This is a genomic window from Streptomyces sp. NPDC001381 (genome assembly GCF_042895685.1).
In the GTDB taxonomy this organism is placed as follows: Bacteria; Actinomycetota; Actinomycetes; order Streptomycetales; family Streptomycetaceae; genus Streptomyces.
In genome coordinates, this window is sequence record NZ_JBIAWO010000005.1 from 30,830 (window position 1) to 55,659 (window position 24,830).

The 24,830-nt window shown below is 73.8% G+C and carries 24 protein-coding genes and 1 pseudogene; 16 read left to right on the forward strand and 9 right to left on the reverse strand.

Annotated features, from left to right (window positions below; genetic code table 11):
- Window positions 1-125 precede the first annotated feature (125 nt).
- The 9 genes from ACFY2L_RS22865 to ACFY2L_RS22905 all read left to right on the forward strand — a co-directional run bounded on the left by ACFY2L_RS22865 (window position 126) and on the right by ACFY2L_RS22905 (window position 9,623).
- Window positions 126-1,100 (forward strand): NAD-dependent epimerase/dehydratase family protein, encoded by a 975-nt coding sequence (locus tag ACFY2L_RS22865; RefSeq protein ID WP_390823219.1) that lies wholly within the window; start codon window positions 126-128, stop codon window positions 1,098-1,100.
- Window positions 1,101-1,193: 93 nt separating this feature from the next.
- A complete protein-coding gene (locus ACFY2L_RS22870) occupies window positions 1,194-4,322 on the forward strand; it encodes a LuxR C-terminal-related transcriptional regulator (RefSeq protein ID WP_390823220.1) in 3,129 nt (1,042 codons plus the stop codon).
- A 154-nt stretch (window positions 4,323-4,476) separates the two neighbouring features.
- Window positions 4,477-6,081 carry an MFS transporter gene (locus ACFY2L_RS22875; protein WP_390823221.1) on the forward strand — a complete coding sequence of 535 codons (1,605 nt, stop codon included), beginning with the start codon at window positions 4,477-4,479 and terminating at the stop codon, window positions 6,079-6,081.
- 19 nt (window positions 6,082-6,100) lie between these two features.
- Window positions 6,101-6,619, forward strand: coding sequence for a hypothetical protein (locus tag ACFY2L_RS22880; protein ID WP_390657174.1), 519 nt, complete (start codon window positions 6,101-6,103; stop codon window positions 6,617-6,619).
- A 113-nt stretch (window positions 6,620-6,732) separates the two neighbouring features.
- The gene (locus ACFY2L_RS22885) at window positions 6,733-6,930 is read left to right on the forward strand and encodes a hypothetical protein (RefSeq protein ID WP_390657175.1); all 198 of its coding nucleotides are present in this window, start codon (window positions 6,733-6,735) and stop codon (window positions 6,928-6,930) included.
- A 17-nt stretch (window positions 6,931-6,947) separates the two neighbouring features.
- On the forward strand, window positions 6,948-7,616 hold the full coding sequence (locus ACFY2L_RS22890) for an HdeD family acid-resistance protein (protein ID WP_390657176.1): 669 nt from the start codon (window positions 6,948-6,950) through the stop codon (window positions 7,614-7,616).
- Between the two features lie 121 nt (window positions 7,617-7,737).
- Entirely contained in the window at window positions 7,738-8,181 is a 444-nt protein-coding gene (locus ACFY2L_RS22895) for an SHOCT domain-containing protein (protein ID WP_390657177.1), read from the forward strand.
- 40 nt (window positions 8,182-8,221) lie between these two features.
- Window positions 8,222-8,635, forward strand: a complete 414-nt coding sequence (locus ACFY2L_RS22900; protein WP_390657178.1) for a hypothetical protein — start codon at window positions 8,222-8,224, stop codon at window positions 8,633-8,635.
- 148 nt (window positions 8,636-8,783) lie between these two features.
- Complete coding sequence (locus ACFY2L_RS22905; protein WP_390657179.1) at window positions 8,784-9,623, forward strand: class II glutamine amidotransferase; 840 nt, start codon at window positions 8,784-8,786, stop codon at window positions 9,621-9,623.
- A 27-nt stretch (window positions 9,624-9,650) separates the two neighbouring features.
- Here the strand turns inward: ACFY2L_RS22905 and ACFY2L_RS22910 are convergent, their stop codons facing one another.
- The 4 genes from ACFY2L_RS22910 to ACFY2L_RS22925 all read right to left on the reverse strand — a co-directional run bounded on the left by ACFY2L_RS22910 (window position 9,651) and on the right by ACFY2L_RS22925 (window position 14,406).
- On the reverse strand, window positions 9,651-10,442 hold the full coding sequence (locus ACFY2L_RS22910) for an SDR family NAD(P)-dependent oxidoreductase (protein WP_390657180.1): 792 nt from the start codon (window positions 10,440-10,442) through the stop codon (window positions 9,651-9,653).
- Window positions 10,443-10,584: 142 nt separating this feature from the next.
- Window positions 10,585-11,301 (reverse strand): DUF2993 domain-containing protein, encoded by a 717-nt coding sequence (locus ACFY2L_RS22915; RefSeq protein WP_390823222.1) that lies wholly within the window; start codon window positions 11,299-11,301, stop codon window positions 10,585-10,587.
- Window positions 11,298-13,574 (reverse strand): MMPL family transporter, encoded by a 2,277-nt coding sequence (locus tag ACFY2L_RS22920; RefSeq protein ID WP_390823223.1) that lies wholly within the window; start codon window positions 13,572-13,574, stop codon window positions 11,298-11,300. Before ACFY2L_RS22920 ends, ACFY2L_RS22915 begins: the two co-directional genes overlap by 4 nt.
- A gap of 283 nt (window positions 13,575-13,857) precedes the next feature.
- Window positions 13,858-14,406, reverse strand: coding sequence for a hypothetical protein (locus ACFY2L_RS22925; protein WP_390823224.1), 549 nt, complete (start codon window positions 14,404-14,406; stop codon window positions 13,858-13,860).
- A 192-nt stretch (window positions 14,407-14,598) separates the two neighbouring features.
- Between ACFY2L_RS22925 and ACFY2L_RS22930 the strand changes: the two genes are divergently transcribed.
- Both ACFY2L_RS22930 and ACFY2L_RS22935 read left to right on the forward strand, forming a co-directional pair.
- Complete coding sequence (locus tag ACFY2L_RS22930) at window positions 14,599-15,285, forward strand: response regulator transcription factor (protein WP_390823225.1); 687 nt, start codon at window positions 14,599-14,601, stop codon at window positions 15,283-15,285.
- On the forward strand, window positions 15,282-16,703 hold the full coding sequence (locus ACFY2L_RS22935; protein ID WP_390657185.1) for a sensor histidine kinase: 1,422 nt from the start codon (window positions 15,282-15,284) through the stop codon (window positions 16,701-16,703). The genes ACFY2L_RS22930 and ACFY2L_RS22935 overlap by 4 nt, the downstream gene beginning before the upstream one ends.
- 261 nt (window positions 16,704-16,964) lie before the next feature.
- On the opposite strand, the gene ACFY2L_RS22940 is transcribed toward ACFY2L_RS22935, so the two are convergent.
- Window positions 16,965-17,393, reverse strand: coding sequence for a VOC family protein (locus ACFY2L_RS22940; RefSeq protein WP_390823226.1), 429 nt, complete (start codon window positions 17,391-17,393; stop codon window positions 16,965-16,967).
- 163 nt (window positions 17,394-17,556) lie between these two features.
- On the opposite strand from ACFY2L_RS22940, the gene ACFY2L_RS22945 reads away from it, so the two are divergent.
- Window positions 17,557-18,210 (forward strand): PadR family transcriptional regulator, encoded by a 654-nt coding sequence (locus tag ACFY2L_RS22945; protein WP_390823227.1) that lies wholly within the window; start codon window positions 17,557-17,559, stop codon window positions 18,208-18,210.
- Between the two features lie 96 nt (window positions 18,211-18,306).
- Here the strand turns inward: ACFY2L_RS22945 and ACFY2L_RS22950 are convergent, their stop codons facing one another.
- Entirely contained in the window at window positions 18,307-18,735 is a 429-nt protein-coding gene (locus ACFY2L_RS22950) for an SRPBCC family protein (protein WP_390657188.1), read from the reverse strand.
- Window positions 18,736-18,979: 244 nt separating this feature from the next.
- Between ACFY2L_RS22950 and ACFY2L_RS22955 the strand changes: the two genes are divergently transcribed.
- The 3 genes and pseudogenes from ACFY2L_RS22955 to ACFY2L_RS22965 form a co-directional block, all read left to right on the forward strand.
- Complete coding sequence (locus ACFY2L_RS22955; RefSeq protein WP_390657189.1) at window positions 18,980-19,603, forward strand: Clp protease N-terminal domain-containing protein; 624 nt, start codon at window positions 18,980-18,982, stop codon at window positions 19,601-19,603.
- Between the two features lie 84 nt (window positions 19,604-19,687).
- Window positions 19,688-20,689: a DMT family transporter gene (locus ACFY2L_RS22960; protein ID WP_390657190.1), complete on the forward strand. Its 1,002-nt coding sequence runs from the start codon at window positions 19,688-19,690 to the stop codon at window positions 20,687-20,689.
- A gap of 25 nt (window positions 20,690-20,714) precedes the next feature.
- A pseudogene (locus ACFY2L_RS22965) lies at window positions 20,715-20,846 on the forward strand (EamA family transporter); the annotation flags it as partial.
- A 208-nt stretch (window positions 20,847-21,054) separates the two neighbouring features.
- On the opposite strand, the gene ACFY2L_RS22970 reads toward ACFY2L_RS22965, so the two are convergent.
- The gene (locus ACFY2L_RS22970) at window positions 21,055-21,687 is read right to left on the reverse strand and encodes an FMN-binding negative transcriptional regulator (protein WP_390823228.1); all 633 of its coding nucleotides are present in this window, start codon (window positions 21,685-21,687) and stop codon (window positions 21,055-21,057) included.
- A complete protein-coding gene (locus tag ACFY2L_RS22975) occupies window positions 21,687-22,370 on the reverse strand; it encodes a pyridoxamine 5'-phosphate oxidase family protein (RefSeq protein ID WP_390657192.1) in 684 nt (227 codons plus the stop codon). Before ACFY2L_RS22975 ends, ACFY2L_RS22970 begins: the two co-directional genes overlap by 1 nt.
- 35 nt (window positions 22,371-22,405) lie before the next feature.
- Here ACFY2L_RS22975 and ACFY2L_RS22980 point away from each other — a divergent pair, with 35 nt between their 5' ends.
- The gene (locus ACFY2L_RS22980) at window positions 22,406-23,737 is read left to right on the forward strand and encodes an aminotransferase class I/II-fold pyridoxal phosphate-dependent enzyme (protein WP_390823229.1); all 1,332 of its coding nucleotides are present in this window, start codon (window positions 22,406-22,408) and stop codon (window positions 23,735-23,737) included.
- Between the two features lie 89 nt (window positions 23,738-23,826).
- Here the strand turns inward: ACFY2L_RS22980 and ACFY2L_RS22985 are convergent, their stop codons facing one another.
- Entirely contained in the window at window positions 23,827-24,762 is a 936-nt protein-coding gene (locus ACFY2L_RS22985; RefSeq protein WP_390657194.1) for a DMT family transporter, read from the reverse strand.
- Between the last annotated feature and the right edge of the window lie 68 nt (window positions 24,763-24,830).

The window sequence follows — 24,830 nt, forward strand, 5'->3', positions numbered from 1 at the left end:
GCACTGGCCCGGTTTTCCCGGGCCACTCCGGCGGGTGGCGCGCCAAGTGCCGTAGGGTTGCGGTTCGTTCACGGGGGCACGGAGCCGCGGGGCGGGGCTGGGCGCCCGCCCTGAAGGAGGAAGCGGTGCGGCAGGTCGACGGCACGGTGGTGGTGACGGGGGCGACCGGATTCATCGGCTCGCACACCCTGCGCGCCCTGCTGGACCCGGCAGGGCGCGGCGACGCCGGCCCGGCTCCGCGGGTGCGGGCGCTGGTGCGGAGCGTGCCCGAGGGCGACAGTCCCGTCGAGTGGGTGCGGGGCGACCTCACCGACCCGGACTCGGTCCGGGGGCTGTGCGAGGGCGCACGGGCCGTCGTCCATCTGGCCTCCTACATCGGCGGGGACGAACGGCTGTGCGAGGCGGTCAACGTCGAGGGCACCCGCCTGCTGATGGAGGAGGCCGCGCGGGCCGGGGCCGGCCGTGTGGTGCACCTGTCGACCGCCGCCGTCTACGGCGGTGGACCGCACCGGGGGATCGCGGTCGACGGGGTTCCCGCCGAGCCCGCCTCCGCCGTGAGCAGGACCCGGCTGGCGGGGGAGGCGTACGCGCGCCGGGCGGGGGCCGTCGTGCTGCGGCCCGGGATCGTGCTCGGCGCCGGCGACCGGTGGGTCGTACCCGCACTGCGCGAACTGGTGGAACGGGTGCCGGCCGCATGGGACGGCGGGCGCGCGCTGCTGACCGTGGCGGACGCCGGAGACCTCGGGCGGCTGATCGCCGCCGTCGCCGTGGGGGCCCGGCCGGTGCCGCCCGGCGTCTACCACGCCGGGCATCCGGAACCCGTGCGCATCGGGGATCTGCTGGCCGAGCTGGCCGCGCTGGGGGTGCTGCCGCCCCTGCCGGACGCCGACTGGCCGCTGCCGGTCTGCCGGGAGCGGCTGCGGGCCGCACCGGGACGGGTCTCTGAACGCCAGTTCACCCTGGCCGCCGAGGACCACTGGTACCTGGCCGACGACCTCTGGAAGCTCACCGGCAGGCCCCCGGGGCCCGGCCCGCTGAGCCGCCTCGCGGACTCGGCCGCGTGGTACCGGGCGCGTCTGTGGCCGCCGGCGCGCTCCTGAACTGGGGTTTCCTCCCCGCTGCGCGGGTGCGCCGACCCTGCGATGCTGGAGGAGGCGAGCGCTACCCACGATCGACCGCCGGGCGGTGAGCGCATGGCTGGGCTGGAGGAAGACGGTGCGGAGCCGACGGCTCCGGAGGCCGACCCCCAAGGAGACCCGTATCTGCGCACGCGGTTCGCGATACCGGTGCGTCCTGCGACGTTCCTGCGCCGCGAGAGACTGGTACGGCATCTCGACGAGGCGCTGCGCACCCCGCTGACCATGGTGAACGGCTCCGCCGGTGCGGGGAAGACCCTGCTGGTCGCCGACTGGGCGGCCGAGCGGGTGCCGTCCGTCGCCTGGTTCACCACCGAAGCCGCCGACCAGGGCCCCGGAATGTTCTGGGCGTACCTGCTCCAGGCGCTGCGGGCCTCCGGGGTGGCGCCGCCCGCCGGGGTCGGCAGCCCGGCGGACGCGAGCCGGGTCACCCGGACCCTGCTGGCGCGGCTGGCCGCCGATCTCAGCGCGCGGGAGCGGCCCGTGACCGTGGTCCTCGACGAGTACGACCAGGTGCACGACCCGGACATCGCCCAGCAGCTGGAGTTCGTGCTGCACCACGCCGGAGGCGGCCTGCGGCTGATCCTCGTCACCCGCACCGAACCGCTGCTGCCGCTGCACCGCTACCGGGCCGCGGGCGAGCTGACGGAGATCCGGGGCGCGGAACTGGCCTTCACCCCGGAGGAGACGGCCGAACTGCTCGCGCTGCACGGGCTGCGCCTTCCGCTGCCCGCGGCGGGCGCGCTGGTGGAGCGCACCCGGGGCTGGGCCGCCGGCCTCCGGCTGTGCGCCCTGGCCGCGCAGGAGAACCCGGACCCGGAGACGTATCTGAAGGAGTTCGAGGCCGACCGCAGCACCGTCGCCGACTTCCTGCTGGCGGAGGTGCTCAAGCAGCAGAGCCCCGAGGTCCAGGATCTCCTGCTGCGGGTCAGCGTCCTCGAACGCCTCTGTCCCGAGCTGGCCAACGCGCTGACCGAACGCGCCGACTCCGAGCCCATCCTGGCCGGGCTGCACCGGGAGAACGCGTTCGTGGAGGATCTCGGACACGCCTGGTACCGCCTGCACCCGCTGTTCGGGGAGATCCTGCGGGCCCATCTGCGGGTGCGGGCCCCGGGACTGGAGCCCGAGCTCCACCGACGGGCCGCCCGCTGGTTCGGGCGGTCCGGGTTCCTTCCGGAGACGCTCGGGCACGGTGCCGCGGCGGGCGACTGGGAGTTCACCGCGAGTGCCCTGGTCGACGACCTCGCCATCGGCCGGCTCTTCACCGGCCTGCACTCCGACGACCTCGTCGACCTGTTCTCCCGGATGGGACCCGAGCCCAGGACCCCGGCGACGGACCTCGTCCGCGCGGCCCTCGCCCTCTCCCGCTGCGACCTCGAACACGGCCTGATCCATCTGCGCCGGGCGGAGCGGGGGCTGGCGGAGGCGGCGCGGGCGGCGACGGGGGTGGAGGCGGTGGCAGCGGCCGGCGTGGCTGGGGTGGCGGATGCGGTGGGCGTGGCCGGGGCGGCTGAGATGGCGGATGCGGTGGGTGTCGCTGGGGTGGTCGAGGCTGCGGAGGCCGAGGGTGCGGCTGGGGCGGTGGGCGTGGGGGACAGGCGTCCCGAGGGGATGGGTGCCGGTGGTGCGCCGGGGGCCGGTGCGGGGTGGGTGAGGACTCCCGCCGCCCCGGGCACCCCTGCCGGGGTGGCGGGAGTGCGCGGCCGGAGTCCGGAGGGGGCCGGTGTCGGCGGGTCGACGGACATCGGCGCCGTCGGGCGGGCGGAGGCAGCCGACGGGTCGGGCGGAGAGGTGCTCGGGGCGGCGGAGGAGCACGTGGGTGCGCCCGAGGCGGCGGAGGAGGCTGCCGCCGGTTCAGGCGGGGTGGCTGCCTTCGGTTCGGCGGGAGCCGTGGTCGTCGTTCCGGAGTCGGCGGCCGCGCAGTTGAGCTGTGCGCTGCTGGAGGCCTCCGTGGGGCGGCTGACCGGCGCGCCCGGGCGGGCGGAGGCGGCCGTGGCGGAGGCCGAGCGGGTGCGGGGCCACGTCCCCGCGCATCTGCTGGACAGGCATCCCGAACTCACCGCCCTGCTGCTGACCCACGTGGGCTCGACCCGGCTGTGGGCGGGGCGGTTCGAGGAGGCGGCGGCCGCCCTCGGCGCGGCCGCCGACTGCCCCGGCGGAGCCTCGACCGCGCTGTTGCGCGAGGACGCCCTCGGCCGCCTGGCCCTGATCGACTGGCTGAACGGCCGGCCCGGCCCGGCGGAGCGCAGGGCTCGTGCGGCGATGGCCGAGACGGAGCGTTTCGGGCTGCCCCGGTCGGCCGGCTCCGGCGTCGGGCTGCTCGTCCTGGCCGCCGTGGCCGTCGACCGCGACGAGCTCGACGAGGCGCAGACCTTTCTCGAAGCGGCGGCCGACTCGCACCCCGCGCTGCGGGACCCGGTCATGGAGGCGGGCCGGGCCATCGTCACGGCACGGCTGCACCTGGCCCGGGGAGAGACCGGGGCCGCGCGGGAAGCGGTGGAGCGGGCGGTCGCCGCCGAAGCGGTCTCGCCCTGGGCGGCGGGGCAGTCGGCGCTCGTCGCCTCGGCCGCGCACCTCGCCGACGGCCGGCCCGAGGCCGCGGTGCGGCTGCTGCGCGAGGTGCCGGACGAGCAGCCTGCCTGTGCCGTGGAGGCGGCCCGGGCCCGGCTGGCGGCGGGCGAGCCCGCCGCGGCGGCCGACCTGCTCGACCGGGCCCGCCCCGAGGACCGCAGCGGTCCCGCGGTCACCGTCCGGGCCACGCTGGTGCGGGCCCGCGCCGCCGAGCAGACCGGCGACCCGGCCGCCGCTCGCCGGCTGGTCGCCCGGGCCCTGCGCGAGGCCCGGCGCGAACGGCTGCGCCGGCCCTTCCTCGAAGCCGGACCGTGGCTGCGGCCGCTGCTGACCGCGGCGCCCCTGCGGGAACTGGCCCAGGGCTGGCTCACCCCCGCCCCGCCGCCGCCCCCCGCCGGCGAGCAGCCTCCCGCGGTGGTCGTCGAGGAGCTGAGCGGACGCGAGCGCGACGTGCTGCGCCGGCTTGCGCTGATGATGTCCACGGAGGACATCGCCGCCGACCTGTACCTGTCGGTTAACACGGTCAAGACCCACCTCAAGAGCGCCTACCGGAAGCTGGGCGTCAACCGCCGCCACGACGCGGTGCGCCGCGCACGGGAGCTCGGCCTTCTGTGACCGCGTGACCCGCCCGCCCGGGTTCGCCCCTGGCGGGTGAGGCGCGCGGCCGGCTCCTCCGCTGGGATCGGGGTGGTGGCCGGTTCGCCCCGGCCGCTGCCCGGCCGGCGCCGCCGGTGTCCCCGGGCGGCCCCGACTCGACGAGGTGGGTGACGTGGCACGCTGGCGGGCTCTGATCGTCCTGGGCACGGCCCAGTTCCTGATGGTGCTGGACACGTCCGTCATGAACGTCTCCATCAGCCAGCTGGTGGAGGACTTCGACACCGAGGTGACCGCCATCCAGGCCGTCATCACGCTGTACGCGCTGGTCATGGCGGCCTTCATGATCGTGGGCGGCCGCTTCGGCGACATCCTGGGGCGGCGCAGGCTGTTTCTCCTCGGGCTCGTCGTCTACGGCGTCGGCTCGGCCCTGACCGCCGTCGCTCCCACCGTCTGGGTCCTCGCCGTGGGCTGGTCGGTGATCGAGGGGCTCGGTGCCGCGATGGTGCTGCCGGCCATGGCGGCCCTGGTCGCCGAGTCCTACCGGGGGCGCGACCGGGCCGTCGCCTACGGCGTCATCGGCGGGCTCGCCGGTGCGGGCATCGCCGTCGGACCGCTGCTCGGCGGCTGGGTGACGACGTACCTCACCTGGCGGCTGGTCTTCGCCGGTGAGGTCGTGGTCGTCCTCGTGGTGCTGGCCTTCCGCCGGGTGATCACGGAGGTCCCGCGGACCGGGCCCCGGCCGCGGCTGGACGGCGTCGGCGCGGCCCTGTCGGCGGCCGGCCTGGCCCTGGGCGTGCTGGGCGTGCTGCAGAGCGGCACCTGGGGCTGGGTGCAGCCGCGCAACCCGCCGTTCACGGTGATGGGCTTCGCGCCCACCCTGTTCGTGATCGGCCTCGGCGCCGTCGTCCTGGCGCTCTTCGTGCGCTGGGAGCGGCACCGGGAGGAGCGGCACACCGATCCGCTGGTGCACCTGGCACTGCTGCGCAATCTCCCGCTGCGCTCCGGCCTGCTGTGCCTGCTGAGCCAGAACCTCATTCTGCTGGGGCTGTTCTTCACCATTCCGCTCTACCTTCAGGTGGTGCAGGGCTTCGACGCCTTCGAGACCGGCCTGCGCCTGCTGCCCGTGTCCGTCACCATGCTCGCCGCCTCCCTGCTCGCCGCGCGGCTGGGCCGGGCGGCGGGAGCACGCCGCGTGGTCCGGCTGGCCCTGCTGACGCTGATCGCCGCCATCGTGTGGCTGCTGGCCACCATCGACCCGGTGATCGACGACGCGCAGTTCGCCTGCGCCATGGCGCTGCTCGGCATCGGGATGGGCCTGCTCGCCTCGCAGCTCGGCAACGTCGTCCAGTCCAGCGTGGGCGAGGAGGAGCGCAGCGAGGTCGGCGGGCTGCAGTTCACCGCCCAGAACCTGGGGTCCGCGCTGGGCACCGCGCTCATCGGGTCGCTGCTCGTGGGCGCCCTCGCCCAGGCCTTCACCACCCAGGTCGAGGACGATCCGAGACTGTCGCAGGAGGCCAAGCAGCAGACGAGCGTCGCCCTGGAGGCCGGGATCAGCTTCGTCTCCACCGACCACGTGCGCTCCGCCGCCGAGCGGGCGGGTCTGCCGCCGTCGGAGGTGGACGCGCTCACCGACTCCTACGCGTCGGCGCAGCTCGACGGACTCAAGGCGGGGATCCTCGCCGCCGGCGGAATCACCCTGGCCAGTCTCCTGGTCACGGGGAATCTGCCGACCCGGCCCGCCGCCCGCCCCGAACCGGCGCGCGCCCGCGCGGCCTGACCCGTGAAGGAGCCCGGTCATGCCCGACACTCAGCACCGCACGGCCCGGGAGCGCGCCGCCGGGCGCCGGGGCCGCGCCGAGTACACCGGCGGCGTCTACGGTTCCATGCTCGCCGCCTCCGTCGTCGTCGGCGCCGGCACCTTCGGCTCGTTCCCGCGAGTGGAACTGGTGCTGCTCCTGCTGCTCACGGGCGTGGCCTTCTGGATCGCGCATGTGCACGCCCACCTGTTCGGGGCGCGGCTGGCCCACCGGACACCGGACCGCGCGGTCGTACGGGAGGTGTGCCGTGAGGAGTGGCCGATCGTCGAGGCCGCCGTCCCGCCCGCCCTGGCCGTGGCCGTCAGTCCCCTGCTCGGCCTCGATACGCAGGGCGCGCTGTGGCTCGCGCTCGCGGTCGCCGTGGCGGGCCAGGTGGGCTGGTCGACGGCGGCGGCACGGCGGGTCGGCGCGCCCTGGCGGCTGGTGGCGATCACCGCCGCCGTGAACCTGCTGCTCGGCCTGCTGATCATCGCGTTCAAGCTGGTCATCACCCATTGACCGGGAGCCATCACCGCAGATCAGCCGCGCGGCCGGGCGCGTATCACCTGCACCGGGTGAGGCCCGTCGGGAGGCCGCGGCGGAGGATCGCAGGGAGACCCCTAGGAAGGCTCATGCGCTACGAGATCCGTGTCGACGGACAGATGTCGGAGACGTTGATCCAGGTGTTTCCCGAGCTGGAGCACGTGGTGATGTCCGGCCAGACCGTCCTGTTCGGACACGTCGTCGACGAGGCGCATCTGTACGGACTGCTGGCCCGCTGCCAGTCGCTGGGACTGCGGGTCCTGGAGATGCGGCAGATGCCGGACTGACCCCGCTGGGAGGAGCCATGACCGAGTCGCGAGGACCGGAGCCGTACCCCGGACCGCAGCGGACGCCCGGCGGTGCGGCCGCCCCGGGGCCGGCGGGCACGGACCCCGCCGACGTCCTGGCCGCCCTCGGGCGTTCCTGGACCTGGCTCCTCGGGTCGGCCGTCGCCACCCTCCTGCCCGGCGTCCTGGTCCTGGTCTGGCCGGACGAGACCCTGCACGTCCTGGCCGTCCTCATCGGCCTGTACCTGCTCGTGACGGGGATGTTCCGGTTCGTCGCCGCCTTCGCCCGGGAGGACCACGGCGAACGGCTGCCCGGGCTCCTGCTGTCCGTCCTCTACGTCCTGGCCGGTGTGCTCTGCCTGCGCAACCCGCTGCAGACCATCGCCGCGCTCTCGCTGATCGTCGGGGTCGTGTGGCTGGTGTCCGGGGTCCTCACCCTCTACACGGCACTCGCCGCCCGGGACCTGCCCCACCGCGCCTTCGTCATGGGCGCCGCGCTCCTCGGCATCGTCGCCGGGGTCGTCGTGCTGGCCCTGCCCACCGAGTCGGCCCGGGCGCTGACCCGGCTGCTCGGTCTGTGGCTGGTCCTGCTCGGCCTGGTCGAGGTGGTGCTGGCCCTCGCCTGGCGGGCCGCACTGCGCAGGGCCGGCATCCCCGGCCCGCACGGTCACCCGGGGCCCCGCTGACCCGCCGGCCCGGCCCCGGACGGCTTCACCCGCCCGGGGTGAGGCGCCCACGGCTTGCCGTGCGCACGCTGAAGACGCCAGGGATCGGCCGACGGGCTCAGGCCCGGAACGGAGGAGTGAGATGACCGGGGACACGTACCTCGCCTACGACTATCCGCTGCTGAGCGCCTTCTGGACCATGCTGATCTTCTTCCTGTGGATCATGTGGTTCGTCCTGCTCTTCCGGGTCGTCCTGGACATCTTCCGCGACGACGACCTCAGCGGCTGGGGCAAGACCGGCTGGCTGGCGTTCTGCATCTTCCTGCCGTTCCTGGGCGTGTTCGTCTACGTCGTGGCACGCGGGAAGAACATGGGCCGCCGCGAGGCGGCGCAGGCGCGGGCCCAGCAGAAGCAGTTCGACGACTACGTCCGGGAGACCGCCAAGGGCACGGGCGGCCCGACCAGCAGCGTGGACGAACTCGCCCGGCTGTCCGAGATCAAGGCCCGCGGAGACATCACGGACGAGGAGTTCGACCGGGCCAAGCAGCTGGTGCTGAGCGGGCACGGATCCGCGGGACATCACTGAGCCCGCCGAACGACACGATGACACCGAATCGAGGCAAGGCATGACGACCAACCCGACGCGCGCGCACGAGCCCCGGAGGCAGTGGGCCGAGGGTCTGACGGCGTTCGCCGCCGTCATCCTCATGATCGCCGGAGTGCTGGACATCTTCCGCGGGATCATGGGCATCGCCGAGGACGACATCTTCGTCACGACGCGCAACTACGTCTTCGAGTTCGACCTCACCGGCTGGGGCTGGGTCCATCTCATCCTCGGCGCGGTCGCGGTGATCGTCAGCATGGGGCTGTTCCAGACGGCGATGTGGGCCCGCGTCGGCGGTGTGGCCATCGCCGGCCTCGTCATCATCGCCAACTTCCTCTCGCTGCCGTACTACCCGGTCTGGTCGGTCGTGATGATCGCCTTCTCGGCGTTCGTCATCTGGGCCCTGTGCGTCGTACGGCCGGACAGGTACGCATGACCCCTGGAGCGCACGGCGCCGCTCGCCCGGCCGGACCGTCAGGGGAGCGGCGGCCGACCGGGCGAGCGGCGCGCGGGCCGGGAGGGGACCGGCGCGGCCCCGCCCGCCAGGACCGGAAGACTCCGTCTGATCAGGAAGGCTGAGGACGATGTGCCGATGGCTGGCCTACTCGGGAACTCCCGTACTCCTTGACACGATCCTCTACAGACCGGCGCACTCGCTCATCGACCAGAGCCTGCACGCCCGGATGGGCGTCGAGACGACCAACGGCGACGGCTTCGGCGTCGGCTGGTACGCGCCCGACATGGACGGCGACGCCCCGGCGATCTTCCGTGACACCGGACCGGCCTGGAGCAACCGCAACCTGCGGGAACTCGCCCGCCACGTCCGCTCCCCGCTGTTCTTCGCCCACATCCGGGCCACGACCGGCACGGCGGTGCAGCAGACGAACTGCCACCCCTTCCGGCACGGCCGCTGGATGTGGATGCACAACGGGGCGATCACCGACTTCCACCGCATGCGGCGCGATCTCGCCCTGGCCGTGGACCCGGAACTCTTCCTGGAGATGGAGGGCTCGACGGACTCCGAGATGATGTTCTACCTGGCGCTCACCTTCGGCCTGGAGCAGGATCCGCCCGCCGCCGTCGAACGGATGGCGGGCTTCGTGGAACAGACCGGGCACAAGTACGGCGTGGAGTTCCCGCTGCAGATGACGGTCGCGGTCAGCGACGGACACCGGCTGTGGGGCTTCCGCTACTCCAGCCAGGGCGCCTCGCGGTCCCTCTACTACAGCACCCGGGTGGAGACACTGCGCGAGCTCCATCCCGACATCACGTTCCTGCACGGGGTCTCCGACGACACCCGCCTCGTGGTCTCCGAGCCCCTGGGCGACCTCCCCGGCGCCTGGAACGAGGTGCCCGAGAGCAGCTACGGCGTCGTGGAACCGGGCGCCGACCAACTCGAGCACTTCGCTCCGCGCGCGGCGTGAACCTCCCGCCCCCGTGGTCGCGGGGGATCAGTGCACGGAGAAGCCGCCGTCGACGAAGATCGCCTGCCCGGTGACATAGCCGGAGGCGCGGGAGGCCAGGAACACCGCCGCTCCGGCGAAGTCCTCGGCGAGGCCGTTGCGCTTGACCATCGTGCGCGCGGCCAGCGCCGCCACCTTCTCCGGATCGGACGACAGCCGCGCGTTCAGCGGCGTCATGACGAAGCCGGGCACCAGCGTGTTGCAGGTGACGCCGTGCGGTGACCACGCCTCGGCCTGGGAGCGCGCCAGCGACTCCAGCGCCCCCTTCGAGACGCCGTAGGCGCCGCTCTGGACGAAGGCCCGGTGCGCCTGCTGCGACGTGATGTGGATGATCCGCCCGAAGCCCCGCTCCGCCATGCCGGGGCCGAACCGCAGGCCCAGCAGATAGGGCGCCTCCAGGTTCACCGCCATCGTGGCGTCCCACACGTCCTCGCCCAGCTCGCCCATCGGCGGCCGCACGTTGATGCCGGCGCAGTTGACGAGGATGTCGGGCTCCCCGTACACGGCGGCGGCCCGCTCCGCCGCCGCGCGCACCCCCTCGCGGGTGCCCAGGTCGGCGCTCACCCACGCGGCCCGGCCGCCCTCCGCCGTCAACTCGTCGACGGTGGCGGCCAGTTCCGGCTCCCGGCGGGCCACGACCACCACGCTCGCCCCCGCCCGCGCGAGCGATCCGGCGATGGCCCGGCCGATCCCGGAACTCCCGCCCGTCACCACGGCGACCAGACCGTCCAGCGAGAACAGTGCGGACAGGTACGTGGCGGAGCTGCGCTGCGTCGTCATGTCCCGAGTTTTCCAGAGGGAGGTGACGGGTCGGAGCGCCGGGGCGGTGAGGCTTTCAGGGGGCGGCGGCGATGCCGAGCCCCTCGTCGGTCGAGCAGCGCCAGAACGACGCCACGCCCACCCAGCAGCCGTACGGGGAGCGTCATTGAGCGGTGTCCTGTGCCGGGAGTCGGGTCGGGCCTCCGGTGAGGGCGACATCGAGGCCGGTGTCGGTGACGTCGAGTGAGGTGGCTTTGAGGCCCAGGGGGTAGTCGAGGCCCGCGCGGTCGGAGAGGCCGTCCTGGATTCGGTCGACGAACCCGGCGGGTGCGGGGCTTCCGAGGATCTCGGCGTCTTCGAGGTGCAGGGTCACACGGCCGTTCTGCAACTGGGGCCGCAGAGTGGCCTCCCCGAGGCCCCCTCGGCCGAGGACGAGCGTGAGGGTGTCGGCCGCGTCGTCGAGGCGGACGGCCGAGACCGGGAGGCGTCCGCCGGAGCCGGCTGCCAGGCTCTGGAGGGAGGCGGCGGGAATCTCGACGTCCGCCTGGGTCCGGGCGACGGTTCCGGACGCGTTGCCGGTCAGGCGTATGTCGTCCAGGCGCGCCCGCACGGACACGTCGGGAATGCGGCCGACGGTGGCGTGGTCGCTGCTGACGGTCACGGCGTCGATGTGCCGGTCGAACAGGTCGAGGAGGGCTGGTCCGCCGTCGACGTGGACGTCGCTGCCGTCGCCGAGGACCCGGTCGGCCGCGGTGGCCATGCGGCCCCGCACCAGGCCGCGGGCGGCGACCTCGGCGACGGTGGCGGCGAGCAGCAGGACCGCGAGGGCAGTGACGGCGACGGACGCGGTGCGGTACCGCCCCAGCACGTGGCGGATCACGCGTGGTCTCCCGATGTGGCCCGGGTGGCAGTGGTCGGTCCGCCCTCGGGGGTGGTCGGCGCCGGGCCCTCCGGGTCGAGGTGGGGCAGGATCCGGTCCAGCCGGCGGGGCAGCCACCAGTTGGCCCGGCCGAGCAGATACATGGTGGAGGGCACCAGGACGAGCCGGACGAGGGTGGCGTCGATGATGACGCTGACGCCCAGGCCGAGAGCCAGCATCTTGATCACCACGTTGGCGGAGAGCAGGAACGCGAGGAAGACGCTGGTCATGATGAGTGCGGCGCAGGTGATGACACGGGCGGTGCCGGCGAGTCCGGTGGCGACACTGAGGTCGTTGTCGTGCGTGTGCAGCCAGGACTCCCGGATCCGGGACAGCAGGAAGACCTCGTAGTCCATGGACAGGCCGAAGACGATCGCGAACATCATCATCGGCACGTACGACTCGACCGGTACGGGATCGGCGACGCCGAAGAAGGAACCGCCCCAGCCCCACTGGAAGACCGCGACGACGACCCCGTAGGCGGCGCCGATGGACAGCAGGTTGAGCAGGGCGGCCTTGAGGGCGACGAGCAGGCTGCGGAAGACGGTGAGCAGGAGCAGGAAGGCCGCCGCGACCACGACCGCGATGATGACGGGCAGCCGGTCCACGACCACGTCGCGGAAGGTGAGCTGGGCGGCGGTGACGCCGGTGACGTAGCCTTCCGCGCCGGAGCCGGCGAGCGCGTCGGGGAGGGTGTGGTCCTCCAGTCGGTGCAGCAGGTCCGAGGTGGCCTGCTCCTCGGGGCCGGTGTCGGGGGTGACGGTAGTGATCAGCAGAGCCTGGTCCTCGGTGGCGGCGGGGGCGGACACCCTGGCGACTCCGGGGGCCGAGGCCAGTGCGTCGTGCAGGGACGCGGAGAGTCCGGCGGTCCCGGCAGGGCCGTCGGCGCGCTCGCGGTCGAGGTGGGCGACGACGGTGAACTGGCCGTTGGTACCGGGGCCGAAGCCGTCGGACACCAGGTCGTAGGCGCGGCGGTCGGTGTAGTCGCCCGGGCCGGCACCGGCGTCGATGTGGCCCAGCCGCATGGAGGCCGCCGGGACGCTGAGCACTCCCAGGACCAGGAGTCCGAGGACGAGGAACAGCCACGGACGGCGGCCGACCGCGGCGGCCCAGCGGTGCCAGGTGTCGGCCGTCCCGTCCGGTTCGTCGACCGGTGTGCGCACCCGCCAGCGGTCGATACGGCGGCCCGCGATGCCCAGGACGGCCGGCGCGAAGGTGAGCGCGGCGACGGCGGCCACCACGACGGTCAGGCCGGCGGCCACGCCGAGGGTGCCGATGAAGCCGACACCCGACGCGTACAGCCCGCCGAGCGCGAGCCCCACGGTCGCCGCGGCGACGATCACCGCCCGGCCGCTGGTGGCCACCGCCCGGCCCGCGGCCTCGGCCGGGTCGCGGATGTCCCGCAGCAGCCGTCGGTGGCGGGTGATGAGGAACAGCGCGTAGTCGATCCCCACGCCCAGGCCCATCATGGTGGCCAGCGTCGGTGCGGCGGTCCCGAAGGTGAACCCCGCGGCCAGCAGCCCGAGCAGGGAGATGCCGCAGAGCAGGCCGATCACCGCGGTCAGCAGCGGCAGCCCGGCGGCGGCCAGGCTGCCGAACCCGGCCAGCAGGACGACCACGGCGGTGCCCAGCCCGATCACCTCGGACAGCCGGTGCGCGGCCTCCGGGCGTGCCAGCTGGCCCAGCGGGCCGCCGTACTCGACCTCGACGCCGTCCGCGCGCAGCCCGTGCACGGCGTCGTCCACGCCGTCGAGGTAGGACGTGTCGAAGCGGACCGGGTTGTCCGTGAAGCGGACGGTGACGATGCCGGTGGTGCCGTCGGCGGAGACCGCGCCCGGGGTGACGAGGGGGTCGGCCACGGAGATCACATCCGGCAGCTGTTCCAGTTCGGCGATCGTCCCGTCGACGGCGTCCTGGTGGGCGCTGAGCGGTCCGCTTTCGGGGCGCAGCACGATCTGCGAGGCGGTGCCGCGGACCTGGGCGGAGCCGTGGGCGTCCAGCAGGTCGGCGCCGGTCTGGACGGAGGTGCCGGGCAGGGCGAAGTCGTCCTCGTACGTCCCACCCCAGGTCTGGTCGGCGGCCACGGCGGCCAGCAGCACCAGCAGCCAGGTGCCGAGCACCCACCACGGCCGTCGGGCGCACCAGCGGCCGAGCCGGTGCAGCCGGCCGAGCGTGGCGGCGGCGGCCGCCTCCGGGCAGGGCGGCGAGGAGGGTTTTTCGGGTGAGCGCGTCATGATCTCGTTTCCGGTCGGGCACCGGCTGGTTCAGCGGTGCCGTGCAGGGGGCGGTGCGGGCGTGGGCGGGGACAGGCGCGCGGGCGGGAACAGCGCGAAGGCGGTCAGCAGTCCGGCGGCCATGACGAGGCTCAGACCGAGAAGCGCTGCTCCGCCGGAGCCGGCGAGGTCGGGGTGGCAGCGGACGCCTCGCCGGGGGACGACCCGGTGAGGAGCACGGCGGCGGGAAGCGCGGCCCGACACGACGGACCCGTCCACCGGCGTGCCCGGAGGTACGCCACGCTCAGTCCTGCTTCCACAGCCCTGCGCGGCGCTCGGCCCACCGCTGCACCTGATCGCCGTATGCGCCGTCCAGTGCCTTGTCGCGGATCTCCCGGAGCTCGTTCCGCGCCTCCTCGGCGTCGAGGGAACGCAGGTCCTTCAGGTCGTCGCGCAGTTCCTGGGGCAGCGTCTCGAAGCGGCGCCGGGCCTCGGCGGCCCGGACCCGCACCCGTGGGCCGTACTCACCGGCCAGCGCGTCCTGCCAGATCCGTGCGGCGGCCTCGCGACGCTGCTCCGGCTCCATCGTGCGCAGCTGCCGCAGGTCGGCACGGAGCTCCGGCGGTATCCAGCCGGGCACGGCGTGCGACTCGGTGCCGTCGAGGGCCAAGGGGGCCGTCTCGGCGAGCTGGACCAACGAGCTGTCCACGACGGTCGAGGTGACGCCGGTCGAAGTGGTGCCGGTCGTCCCGGAAGGGGTCGACCACACCACCCCGGCCACCACGGCGGCGGTGGCGACGACCAGGGCGGTCGTCCGGGTCCTGCGGGACACGGCGGTGCCGTTGGGGTTCACGTTGTCCTCCCGTTTCTCGATTTCGGCCCCAGGCTGTCGCAGACGTGCGAGCGGAGGGTTCGGCGATTATTCGGGCGGTGTAAGGATCGGCAGCGGGGGCGGTCCGGCACCGCGGGGGCTGGTTAGCATCGGGGCATCCCCCGGTGCCCCGCGACGGCCCCCGCGTCCCGGGGCTGCGAGGAGAGAGGCAACATGCCGGAGAACAAGGGCCTCGTCCTGGTCGTCGAGGACGAGCACCACATCGCCGATCTGCAGCGGCGCTACCTGAGCCGGGAGGGTTTCGGCGTCCACGTCGAAACGGACGGCAACGGTGCGCTGGCCGCGGCCCGCAGGATGCGCCCGGTGGCGATCGTGCTGGACATCGCCCTGCCCGGCATGGACGGCGTGGAGGTCTGCCGCCGGTTGCGCGAGGAGGGCGACTGGACTCCCGTCGTGTTCGTGACCGCGCGGGACGAGGTGACCGACCGCATCCTCGGGCTGGAGCTCGGTGCCGATGACTACCTCACCAAGCCCTTCTCCCCGCACGAGCTGGTCGCCCGCGTCAAAAGCCTGCTGCGGCGCGCCGCCGGCCCGCAGCGCGACCCGGTGCGCCGGGTGGGGCGGCTCGTGCTGGACACCGGCCGCCGCACCCTGCACGTGGATGACGGCCCGGTGGAGCTGACGACCACCGAGTTCAATCTGCTCGCGTTCCTGATGCGCCACCCCGGGCAGGTGTTCTCGCGCGACCGGCTGCTCGCGCAGGTGTGGGGTTACGCCGACTACCGGGACACGCGCGTGGTGGACGTCTACATCGCCCAGCTGCGGGCCAAGCTCGGTGACGCCGGTCCGATCCGCACCGTCCGCGGTGTCGGGTACGGCGTCGCCGACACCGCCCGATGACCGCCGCAGGCCGCCGCGGCACCCTGGCCGGGAGCATCGTCCTGCTCACCACCGCCGTGGCGGCGCTGGCTGTGGTGGTCACCGGTCTGTTCGCCTGGCGGATGATCCGTACGAACGCCGAGGCCCAGGAGCGCGACCAACTCGCCCGGCAGGCAGAGGTCCTGGCCCGCACCCCGCCCCTGGCCTCCTGGATGCTGGACCGGCAGCAGCGGATCGCCGGCCCGAGCGGCATCGAATTCGCCCGCGTCCAGCCCTCCGGTGAGGTGGACGGACCGGCGGCGGTGGTCGTCGACGCCGCCGGGCGCGAGGTGCTGCTCGCGGGCGAGGACCTGTCGGCGACGGCGATCCTCGACGGCCGGCGGGTCCTGGTCGAGGGAGTGCCGACACGCAACGGCGGGGCGCTCGTGCTGACCCAGCCCATGACCTCCGTCGACGAGGCCACCGAACGGATGCGCGGCGGCCTGGTGCTTCCCCTGGCCCTGGGCCTGACCGGTTCGGCTCTGGCCGGTGCGCTGCTGGCACGGCGGCTGGCCGGACCGCTCACCTCGGCCGCCCGCACCGCCCACCGGCTTTCCGGGGGTGAGCGCGGGCTCCGGGTACCCGCGGAAGGGCCCGCCGAGGTCGCCGAGCTGGCCGCCGCGCTCAATTCCCTGGACGCGGCGCTCGCCCGCAGCGAGAACCGGCAGCGGGACTTCCTCCTGTCCGTCTCGCACGAGATCCGCACCCCGCTGACCATCGCTCGGGGATACGCCGAGGCCCTCGCCGACGAGGTGATCACCGGCGACGAGGTACCCGAAACCGGCCGCGTCCTGCACACCGAGATCAGGCGGCTGGAGCGGTTCGTGGGCGACCTGCTCGCCCTGGCCCGCCTCGAAGCCGACGACTTCACCCTGGACGACGCCGACACGGACCTGGACGCACTGGTCGCCGAGGCAGCGGCCGCCTGGTCGGCACGCTGCGCCCGGCACGACGTCGACTTCCGCCTCGAACGCCCCGGACAGCCGCTGCCGATCACCACCGACGGCTTCCGGGTACGGCAGCTCATCGACGGCCTCGCCGAGAACGCCCTGCGCGTGACCCCGGCGGGCCGGCCCCTGGTCCTGGCCCTGTACGCGGACGGTTCCGGTGCTCGCCTGCAGGTCCGCGACGGCGGTCCCGGTCTGACGGACGACGACGTGGCGATGGCCTTCGAGCGCGGCGCCCTCGCCGAACGCTACCGGGGAGTCCGCGCCGTCGGCAGCGGCCTGGGCCTGGCCATCGCCCACCGCCTGACCACCCGGCTGGGCGGCACCATCAGCGCCCGAGGGGACGCCCCGGAAGGCGGCGCCTGCTTCACCGTCCGCCTGCCACCGCACCCCGGCACCGCACCACGGAACGCCGCAGCCGACGATCCTCACGCTTTGCGAACCCTGCCCTGATCCGCTGTACACCCGACACCGTCAGGCTCCTGCCCGGCACGCCGGCAGCGCAGGAAGGAGCAACGCGCCCATGCGGCCGCACAGAAGAATCCTCCAGACGAGCACGTTCGAAAGGCTCGTCCCAGTAGCGGGCCAGTGACCCAAGCCGTCCGACCCCGTCGACGCCGACGAACGCCACCTGTACGTCCGAGGCGTACTCCCAGGCGGCTCCCGACTGCGCAGGCTCGCCCACGGCCACCTCCCGACGCCCCTGCGCGGCCCTCAGTCGATACAGAACTCATTGCCCTCGATGTCCAGCATCGGGATGCACGCGTCGTTGCCGTCGTACAGCGTTTGCACGTGTACCGCGCCAAGCGGGACCAACCGTGCGCATTCGGCCTCAAGGGCGGCGAGGCGCTCCTCACCCACGAGTCCGGTGCCGACCCGCACATCAAGGTGCACCCGGTTCTTGGCGGCCTTCCCCTCGGGGACGCGCTGGAAGTACAGCCGAGGGCCCACCCCGGAGGGATCGATGCAGGCGAACCAGGAATCCCGCTGCTCAGGTGGCTGCGAGCTCTGGAAGTCATCCCAAGTGGCGAACCCCTCCGGCGGCGGCGGCACGACATACCCCAACACCTCGCACCAGAAACGAGCGAGGCGCTCAGGTTCGGCGCAGTCGAAGGTGACCTGGAACTTCTTGATCGACGTCATCGGCCCACCGTATGGGCGCGTGCCGTTCACCGAGCAGCGTCCACGGGCCAGATCGCCTGGAAGACAAGGGCGGCGACGATCGCGGGCCTTGTCAAGCGATCTGTTCCGATATATCGTTGACGCATCGCGACAGATCAACGATGGAATGAAGGAGTGGTGTGCGATGCGTACCCATGGATTCGAGCGTGGACATGGTCAGGACGGCCCCCGGCGCGGCCGCGGTGGCTTCGGCGGTCCCGACGGACGGCGTGCGGCCTTCGGGCCCTTCGGTCCGGGCGGCCCGGGGTTCGGCCCCGGCGGTCCCGGTTTCGGTCCGGGCGGTCCGGGCTTCGGTCCCGGCCCCTGGGGCGGACGAGGGCGCGGCGGTCCCCGGGGAAGGGCGCGGCGCGGTGACGTACGGGCCTCGATCCTGGCCCTGCTCAAGGACCGGCCGATGCACGGCTACGAGATGATCCAGGAGATCGCCGAGCGCAGCGGCGGGGCGTGGAAGCCCAGCCCGGGTTCGGTGTACCCGACCCTCCAGCTCCTGGAGGACGAGGGCCTGATCAGCAGTGAGAGCGAAGGCGGCAAGAAGCTGTTCTCGCTCACCGGCGAAGGCCGCGAGGCGGCGGAGCAGGGCCCGGACGCCCCCTGGGAGGAGGCCTCGCGAGGGGTCGACTGGGAGGCGCTCGGTGAGATCCGCCAGGCCGGTTTCGGTCTGATGGAGGCCTTCGGGCAGGTCTGGAAGACCGGCAGCAAGGAGCAGCGCGACAAGGCGCTGACGGTCATCAACGACGCCCGCAAGAAGCTGTACCTGATCCTCGCCGACGAGGACTGACCGCGGTCGGACGAGGGCCGTCGGCAGCCGTACGACGGTCGGGGCGCCCCGTGGAGCGATCCGCGGGGCGCCCTCGCGTGTGCGGGCGGCTCGGCGTCAGGCCACCAGTCCGCCCAGCTTGCGCAGTGACTCGTTGAGCGCGGCCGTTCCCGAGTCCTTCAGCTTCCCCGCCATCAACGACACCGCCGCGCCCGTGAACTCGCCGTCGATCCGGACCGTCGTGGCGTCGCCGTCGGGGGTGAGGGTGTAGCGGGTGGCGACGGACACGGCCATCGGGCCCTTGCCGCGGATGGCCAGCACCCGGGCCGGCTCCAGTTCCGCGACCGTCCACTCGACCTCGGCCGGAAAGCCCATCAGCTTCATGTTCTCCTGGAAGGTCGCGCCCACTTCGAGGGTCTCGGGCCCGCCCTGGGGGAAGTTGGTGTGGGTCGCGTTCCACGCGCCGTAGGCCGGCCAGTCGGTGAGCTGGGCCCACACCTTCTCGGCCGGTGCCTGGATGCGTGCCTCCGCGCTGACTTCGGCCATGCGACCACCTCTTCGGGTTCGGGCAGACTCGGGCTGCGGTGTCGCGGAACGTAACGCCAGGGCCTCGAACATTCAATACTGATGAACCGTCAGGAACCGTGCAGCGCACGCCCCGTGCGGGGGGAGATGGCCTGATCTCATCCGTAGGGAGGAGATTTCGTCCGCCGGTGTCCGCTCTGCGTGGGAGCCGGAAATGCTTCGCTCCGAGGATGCCCCGTCCGGCCGGGGCTGATGAGGTGGGGAGGTGCAACCCCGTATTCCCCGGCAGTCGACGCGTGACCATGCGGCGCACCGGACGGACGACGCCCCGGGCCTCGACGCCGAGTCCGCGGCGGCGCTGGCGGCTGCCCGCCGCCGTGCGGTGCGCGACGGGGACCGGCAGATCGACACCGCCCATCTGCTGCACTCCCTGCTGGAGCACGACACCCGGGTCCGCGCCGCCTTCGACGGCGGACCCCAGCTCGCCCGGCTGCTCGGCTATCTCGTCCAGCGCAGCATCGGCTACGGCCTGCGCTGGCAGCGGGGCGTGGAGGACTCCGGGGCGCTGCCCGTGGTGCCGGACGTCCGCGGCGCCGGAGCCCTGCCCGCCGCCACGGCCGTCGACGACGCCCGCGCGCTTCCGGCCGCCCTCTCCGTGGCGGGCTTCTCGCCGCTGGCCGCCGCCGCGCTCGACCGGGCCCGCGCGAGCGCCGTCCGTCGCGGCGGCGCGACGGCCCGTGGGGTCGACCTGCTCGCGGCGATCGTCGCGGACCCGGAGGCACGGGCCGTCGAGGTCCTCACCCACGCCGGGGTCGACCTGTGCGACCTGCGCGCGCGGATCGCGGACGGGCTGGAGGAGTGTGCCGGGGGTGGCGAGGCCGCGCGCTGAAACCGGCCGCTCCCCGGCCCTCCGCGTCCACAGCCCCAGACAGGTGTCACAAGAGATGACGGTCATGTCATCGCCTGTCATCATGTGCCGGTGCGTACGTCTGTGAGTCAGGTCAACCGCGGAAAGGGCATCGGGCTCGGTCTGGCGGTCGGGTCGGCGATCGCCTTCGGCGGATCGGGGGTCGCGGCCAAGCCGCTGATCGAGGCGGGGCTCGACCCGCTGCACGTGGTCTGGCTGAGGGTGACCGGCGCCGCCCTGGTGATGCTGCCGCTCGCCGTCCGCCATCGCGCGCTGCTGCACCGCAGGCCCGCCCTGCTCGCCGGGTTCGGTCTGCTCGGAGTGGCCGGGGTGCAGGCCTTCTACTTCGCCTCGATCTCCCGGATGCCCGTCGCCGTCGCGCTGCTTCTGGAGTACCTCGCGCCCGCCCTGGTGCTCGGCTGGGTGCGGTTCGTGCAGCGGCGGCCGGTGACCCGCGCCGCCGCGTTCGGCGTGGTCCTCGCGGTGGGCGGGCTCGCGTGTGTCGTGGAGGTGTGGTCGGGGCTGCGCTTCGACGCCCTCGGACTGCTTCTCGCGCTGGCCGCCGCCTGCTGTCAGGTCGGCTACTTCGTGCTGTCCGACCAGGGCAGCGACTCCGGCGACGACGTCCCCGACCCGCTCGGCGTGATCGCCTACGGCCTCCTCGTCGGCGCCCTGGTGCTGACCGCCGTGGCCCGCCCCTGGAACCTGGACTGGCCGGTGCTCCGGCACACCGCCGGAATGAACGGCACCGAGGTCCCGGCCTGGCTGCTGCTCGCGTGGATCGTGCTGATCGCCACGGTCGTCGCCTACGTCACCGGCGTGGTCTCGGTACGCCGGCTCTCCCCGCCGGTCGCCGGGGTGGTGGCCTGCCTGGAGGCGGTCGTCGCGACCGTCCTGGCCTGGATCCTGCTCGGCGAGCACCTGTCGCCGCCGCAGATCGCCGGCGGTGCGGTGGTGCTCCTGGGCGCCTTCATCGCCCAGTCGTCCACACCCGCCAAGGGCTCCCTCGAGCCGGTGGCCGGCGGCACGCCGGAAAGGGAGTCGCCGGTGCCCTCGACCGCTGCCTAGGGTGGCGATCGTGCCTTCCGACGGGGGTGCCGCCGCCTCCCTGGTCTTCCGGGCCGGCGATCCCGGCGCCGTCGCGCCGCCGTTCTGGCGGTGCGCGGCCGGGCTGGTGCCGCTGCTCGCCGCCCGCCTGCTGCGCCCGCGCCCCCGGACCACCCCGCTGCCCGGGCCGCCGCACCCGCTTGGTGGTGACCGCTGGTGAAGCAGGCCGTCTGGAAGGCGGCGAGCCCGACACCGGTCGCCGCTGGTGCGCAGCGCCCCTCACGGCTCCGACGCTCGGTGGCATCCTGCTGATGCCGGGCTCGGTGCGGGGCCTCGCGTGGGCGGAGGCGAGGGGAGGGGCGGTGCCGGTGTGACGGACCGGCGGGTCAGACGGCGCGCCGGCGCAGCAGATGTTCCCGTGCCGCCGCGTCGCCCGGTCCGCCCCGCGCCGCCAGCCCGGCCGCGACGCGGTCCTGGACCTCGGACGACCGACGGCCCGCGTACTTGAACTTCGCCCGTACGTCCGTCACCTCGAGGCGAAGGCCCCGGATGCCGGAGAGCAGACGGCCGTACGGTGCCTCGCCCACCGCCGCCCGGGCCGAGCCGCCCTCCGGCTGGAAATGGCCCAGCTGGCGGTTGAGGAGGTCGGCCTTGGCGGCCGGGTCGTCCACGACATGGGCCGTGCAGTGGAGCTGGACCGCCGCGTAGAAGCTGGTCGGAGTGCCGTGCTCGGCCGGGCCGCCCGGCTCCGCCTGCCAGGGGCCGCGGACGAACACGTAGTCGTCGACCACGCTCAGCACGACCACCGGGTTCGCCTCCAGGGCGGGCCACAGCGGGTTGGGGCGGGCCAGATGGGTGAGCGCCTCGCCCCGGTCGGCGTCGTACGCGAAGTGGAGGGGCTGGACGAACGGCGGTTCGCCCGCGAGGCCGTTCACGGCCAGCTGGCCGAAGTCGTGCGTGGCCAGCCAGCCGCGCCACTCGTCGTCGTCGCGGGGCGCGTCCCAGGGGTGGACGAGCATCACAGGACCGCCAGGTAGTCCGGCAGCGCGGTGCCGGGGGCGAGGTCGGCCTCGGGGAGCGGGGTGCCGTAGCCCTTGCGCAGCGGGACCACGCCCGCCCAGTAGGGAAGTGCCAGGTCCTCGGGCTCCTCGTTCACACCGCCGGTGCGGGTCTTGGCGGAGACCTCGTTCAGGTCGAGGCGGATCACCGCGGTCGCCGCCAGCTCCTTCTTGTCGGCCGGGCGGGAGTCGGCGGCGCGGCCGGGGACCACATGGTCGACCAGGGCGTCGAGCGCCGCGCGCTTCTCCTGCGGGTCGGTGACGTCGTACGCGAGGCCGTGCACCACGACCGAGCGGTAGTTGACCGAGTGGTGGAAGGCCGAGCGGGCCAGGACCAGACCGTCCACATGGGTCACCGTCAGGCACACCGGAAGCCCCGGGTCGGCCTGACCGGTCATCCGCAGCGGGCGCGAGCCCGTCGAACCGTGCACATAGAGCGTCTCGCCGACCCGGCCGTACAGCGTCGGCAGCACCACCGGCGCGCCGTCGCGCACGAATCCGAGGTGGCAGACATAGCCCTCGTCGAGTATCGAGTGCACCAGTTCCCTGTCGTAGGAGGCCTTGTGCGCGGCACGCGTGGGGACCGTGCGGTCGGTCGCGGGGTACGCGGCGGGCTGCGGCGTCGGCTGGGGAGTCCCCTGCATGGCGTTCTCCATTGCACTAGTGCATAATCTTCTTTGTGCTAGGAGAGTATCCGATCCAAGGCCGGCGTGCGGCGGACATTTCCGCGAGCATCGAGCGCGCGGTGGGCGAAGGTGTGCTGGAACCGGGCCAACCGCTGCCTCCGATGCGGGAGTTGGCGGTCACGCTCGGGGTCAACCCGAACACCGTGGCGGCCGCGTACCGCACCCTGCGTGAGCGCGGGGTGATCGAGACCCACGGACGCCGCGGCAGCCGGGTGCGGCCCAAGCCGGCCACCACCGGCCGCGAGAAGGTGCGCGTCGACGTCCCGGCGGGGGTCCGTGACCTGGCGGACGGCAATCCCGACCCGGCCCTGCTGCCCCCGCTCGCGGGCGCGTTCGCGGCGGCCGCCGCGCGGGGCGACCGTGCTCCGGTCCTGTACGGGGCCGACCCCGTGGACCCCGAACTGGCCCAGGCGGCCCGGGCCGCGCTCGACGCCGACGGCGTGCCCGCCGGACCGCTCACCGTGGCCTCCGGATCCCTGGACGCCGTCGAGCGGGTGCTGACGGCGCACCTCAAACCCGGTGACGGGGTCGCCGTCGAGGACCCCGGCTGGGGGCGGACCCTGGACCTCGTGCCCGCGCTCGGGCTGCGCACGGTCCCGGTGGGCGTGGACGACGAGGGGCCGCTCCCCGGCGATCTGCGGGCCGCGCTGGAGGCCGGGGCGCGCGCCGTACTCGTCACCGACCGGGCGCAGAACCCCACGGGCGCGTCCGTGAGCGCCGCACGGGCGGGGGAACTGCGGGCCGTCCTCGCAGGCCATCCCAGGACCCTGCTGATCGAGGACGACCACGGCCACGGCATCGTCGACCTGCCCCTGCACCCCCTCGCGGGCGTCACTCGGCACTGGGCCTTCGTCCGCTCGGTCGCCAAGGCGTACGGCCCCGACCTGCGACTCGCCGTGCTGACCGGCGACGCGGTGACGGTGGACCGGGTGCGGGGGCGGCAGCGGCTGGGGCCCGGCTGGGTGAGCCTGCTGGTGCAGCGGGCCGTGGTGCGGCTGTGGGCGGACGGGGCGGTGGACGGCCGCGCGGTGGCCGCCTCCTACCGGGAGCGGCGCGAGGCGTTGACGGCCGCGCTGGCCGAGCGGGGGGTCGCCTCTCACGGCCGCAGCGGGATGAACGTGTGGGTCCCGGTGCCGGACGAGACGGGGGCGGTGGCCCGGCTGCTGCACGCCGGGTGGGCGGTGGCGCCGGGGGCACGGTTCCGTCTCGGGTCCGCGCCGGCGATCCGCATCACGGTGTCGACGCTGACGGGGGAGGAGACCGGCCCGCTGGCGGACGCGGTGGCCTCGGCGGTGGGCCCGTCACCGGCACGGAGTTACGTCTAGGGGCGGGGTGGGCGGTCCCGCCGGAGTGCGCGGCCGCGACCGGCCACGACGGACCCGCAGCCGTGCGTGCGCCGCACCCCACCCGCGGTCTACGACCTGCCCCTCACCTGTGTCAGTGCCGCCCCCGCGAGAACGATCACCGCACCCACCGGCGTGCTCCAGCGAAGCGACTCGCCCAGCAGGGCCACCCCCGCCCCCGTCGCGATCACCGGGATGAAGTACGTGACCATCTGCGCGGTCGTCGGGCCGACCTCGGCGACCAGGCCGTACTGGATCAGCAGGGCCAGACCGGTGCCGAGGGCGCCCAGTGCGGCGATCGCCAGCAGCGGCAGCAGCGCGAAGCGGGTCGGAAGGCTCGTGAACAGCGGGGTGACCAGAGCCAGTTGGAGGCTCGCGACGAACAGCTGCGCGCCCGTCATCGACAGCGCCGAGGCCCCCGCCCCCGCCAGCGTCCGGCGGACGTAGATCCAGCCGACCGGGTAGCTCAGCGACGCCAGCAGCGCCATCGCGGTGCCCCGGCCGTCCAGGCCGGCGAAGCCCTGCCAGGCGCCCAGGACCGTCAGTACACCGAGGAAGCCCAGGCCGAGGCCCGCGACGCGCACCCGGGTCGGCCGGTCCTCCGACAGGGCGACCAGGGAGAGGGCCATGCCCCACAGCGGCGAGGTCGCGTTGCAGATGCCCGCCAGTGTGGACGGGATCGTCAGCTCGGCGTAGGCGAACAGGGAGAACGGCAGGGCGTTCAGGAGGAACGCGGCGACCGTCAGATGCGCCCATGTGCGTGCCCCGCGCGGCAGTCGTTCCCGCTTCACCGCCATCGCGGCGGCCAGCACCGCCGTACCGAAGACCAGCCGGCCCAGGGTGACCTGGAAGGGCGCGTAGCCGTGGGTGCCCACCTTGATGAGCAGGAAGCTGAAGCCCCAGATCAGCGAGAGCGCGCCGAAGCGCAGACGCCAGTCGAGGGTGCGGCGGGGGCGGGCGGTGACGGCGGCGGGGGTCCGGCTCGTGGTGTCGGTGACGGTGGTCATGGCCGTAACGATGCTGGACCGCACCTATAAGCACAATCGAGAATTCGCACCCGGTATCTCGTAGCATT

What these genes read in the sequence shown, in the direction of transcription:
- ACFY2L_RS22870 (WP_390823220.1), top strand. Translation starts at nt 1,194, where the DNA reads ATGGCTGGGCTGGAGGAAGACGGTGCGGAGCCGACGGCTCCGGAGGCC.
- ACFY2L_RS22880 (WP_390657174.1), top strand. Translation starts at nt 6,101, where the DNA reads ATGCCCGACACTCAGCACCGCACGGCCCGGGAGCGCGCCGCCGGGCGC.
- ACFY2L_RS22885 (WP_390657175.1), top strand. Translation starts at nt 6,733, where the DNA reads ATGCGCTACGAGATCCGTGTCGACGGACAGATGTCGGAGACGTTGATC.
- ACFY2L_RS22890 (WP_390657176.1), top strand. Translation starts at nt 6,948, where the DNA reads ATGACCGAGTCGCGAGGACCGGAGCCGTACCCCGGACCGCAGCGGACG.
- ACFY2L_RS22895 (WP_390657177.1), top strand. Translation starts at nt 7,738, where the DNA reads ATGACCGGGGACACGTACCTCGCCTACGACTATCCGCTGCTGAGCGCC.
- ACFY2L_RS22900 (WP_390657178.1), top strand. Translation starts at nt 8,222, where the DNA reads ATGACGACCAACCCGACGCGCGCGCACGAGCCCCGGAGGCAGTGGGCC.
- ACFY2L_RS22905 (WP_390657179.1), top strand. Translation starts at nt 8,784, where the DNA reads ATGTGCCGATGGCTGGCCTACTCGGGAACTCCCGTACTCCTTGACACG.
- ACFY2L_RS22910 (WP_390657180.1), bottom strand. Translation starts at nt 10,442, where the DNA reads ATGACGACGCAGCGCAGCTCCGCCACGTACCTGTCCGCACTGTTCTCG.
- ACFY2L_RS22920 (WP_390823223.1), bottom strand. Translation starts at nt 13,574, where the DNA reads ATGACGCGCTCACCCGAAAAACCCTCCTCGCCGCCCTGCCCGGAGGCG.
- ACFY2L_RS22930 (WP_390823225.1), top strand. Translation starts at nt 14,599, where the DNA reads ATGCCGGAGAACAAGGGCCTCGTCCTGGTCGTCGAGGACGAGCACCAC.
- ACFY2L_RS22935 (WP_390657185.1), top strand. Translation starts at nt 15,282, where the DNA reads ATGACCGCCGCAGGCCGCCGCGGCACCCTGGCCGGGAGCATCGTCCTG.
- ACFY2L_RS22940 (WP_390823226.1), bottom strand. Translation starts at nt 17,393, where the DNA reads ATGACGTCGATCAAGAAGTTCCAGGTCACCTTCGACTGCGCCGAACCT.
- ACFY2L_RS22945 (WP_390823227.1), top strand. Translation starts at nt 17,557, where the DNA reads ATGCGTACCCATGGATTCGAGCGTGGACATGGTCAGGACGGCCCCCGG.
- ACFY2L_RS22950 (WP_390657188.1), bottom strand. Translation starts at nt 18,735, where the DNA reads ATGGCCGAAGTCAGCGCGGAGGCACGCATCCAGGCACCGGCCGAGAAG.
- ACFY2L_RS22970 (WP_390823228.1), bottom strand. Translation starts at nt 21,687, where the DNA reads ATGCTCGTCCACCCCTGGGACGCGCCCCGCGACGACGACGAGTGGCGC.
- ACFY2L_RS22975 (WP_390657192.1), bottom strand. Translation starts at nt 22,370, where the DNA reads ATGCAGGGGACTCCCCAGCCGACGCCGCAGCCCGCCGCGTACCCCGCG.
- ACFY2L_RS22985 (WP_390657194.1), bottom strand. Translation starts at nt 24,762, where the DNA reads ATGACCACCGTCACCGACACCACGAGCCGGACCCCCGCCGCCGTCACC.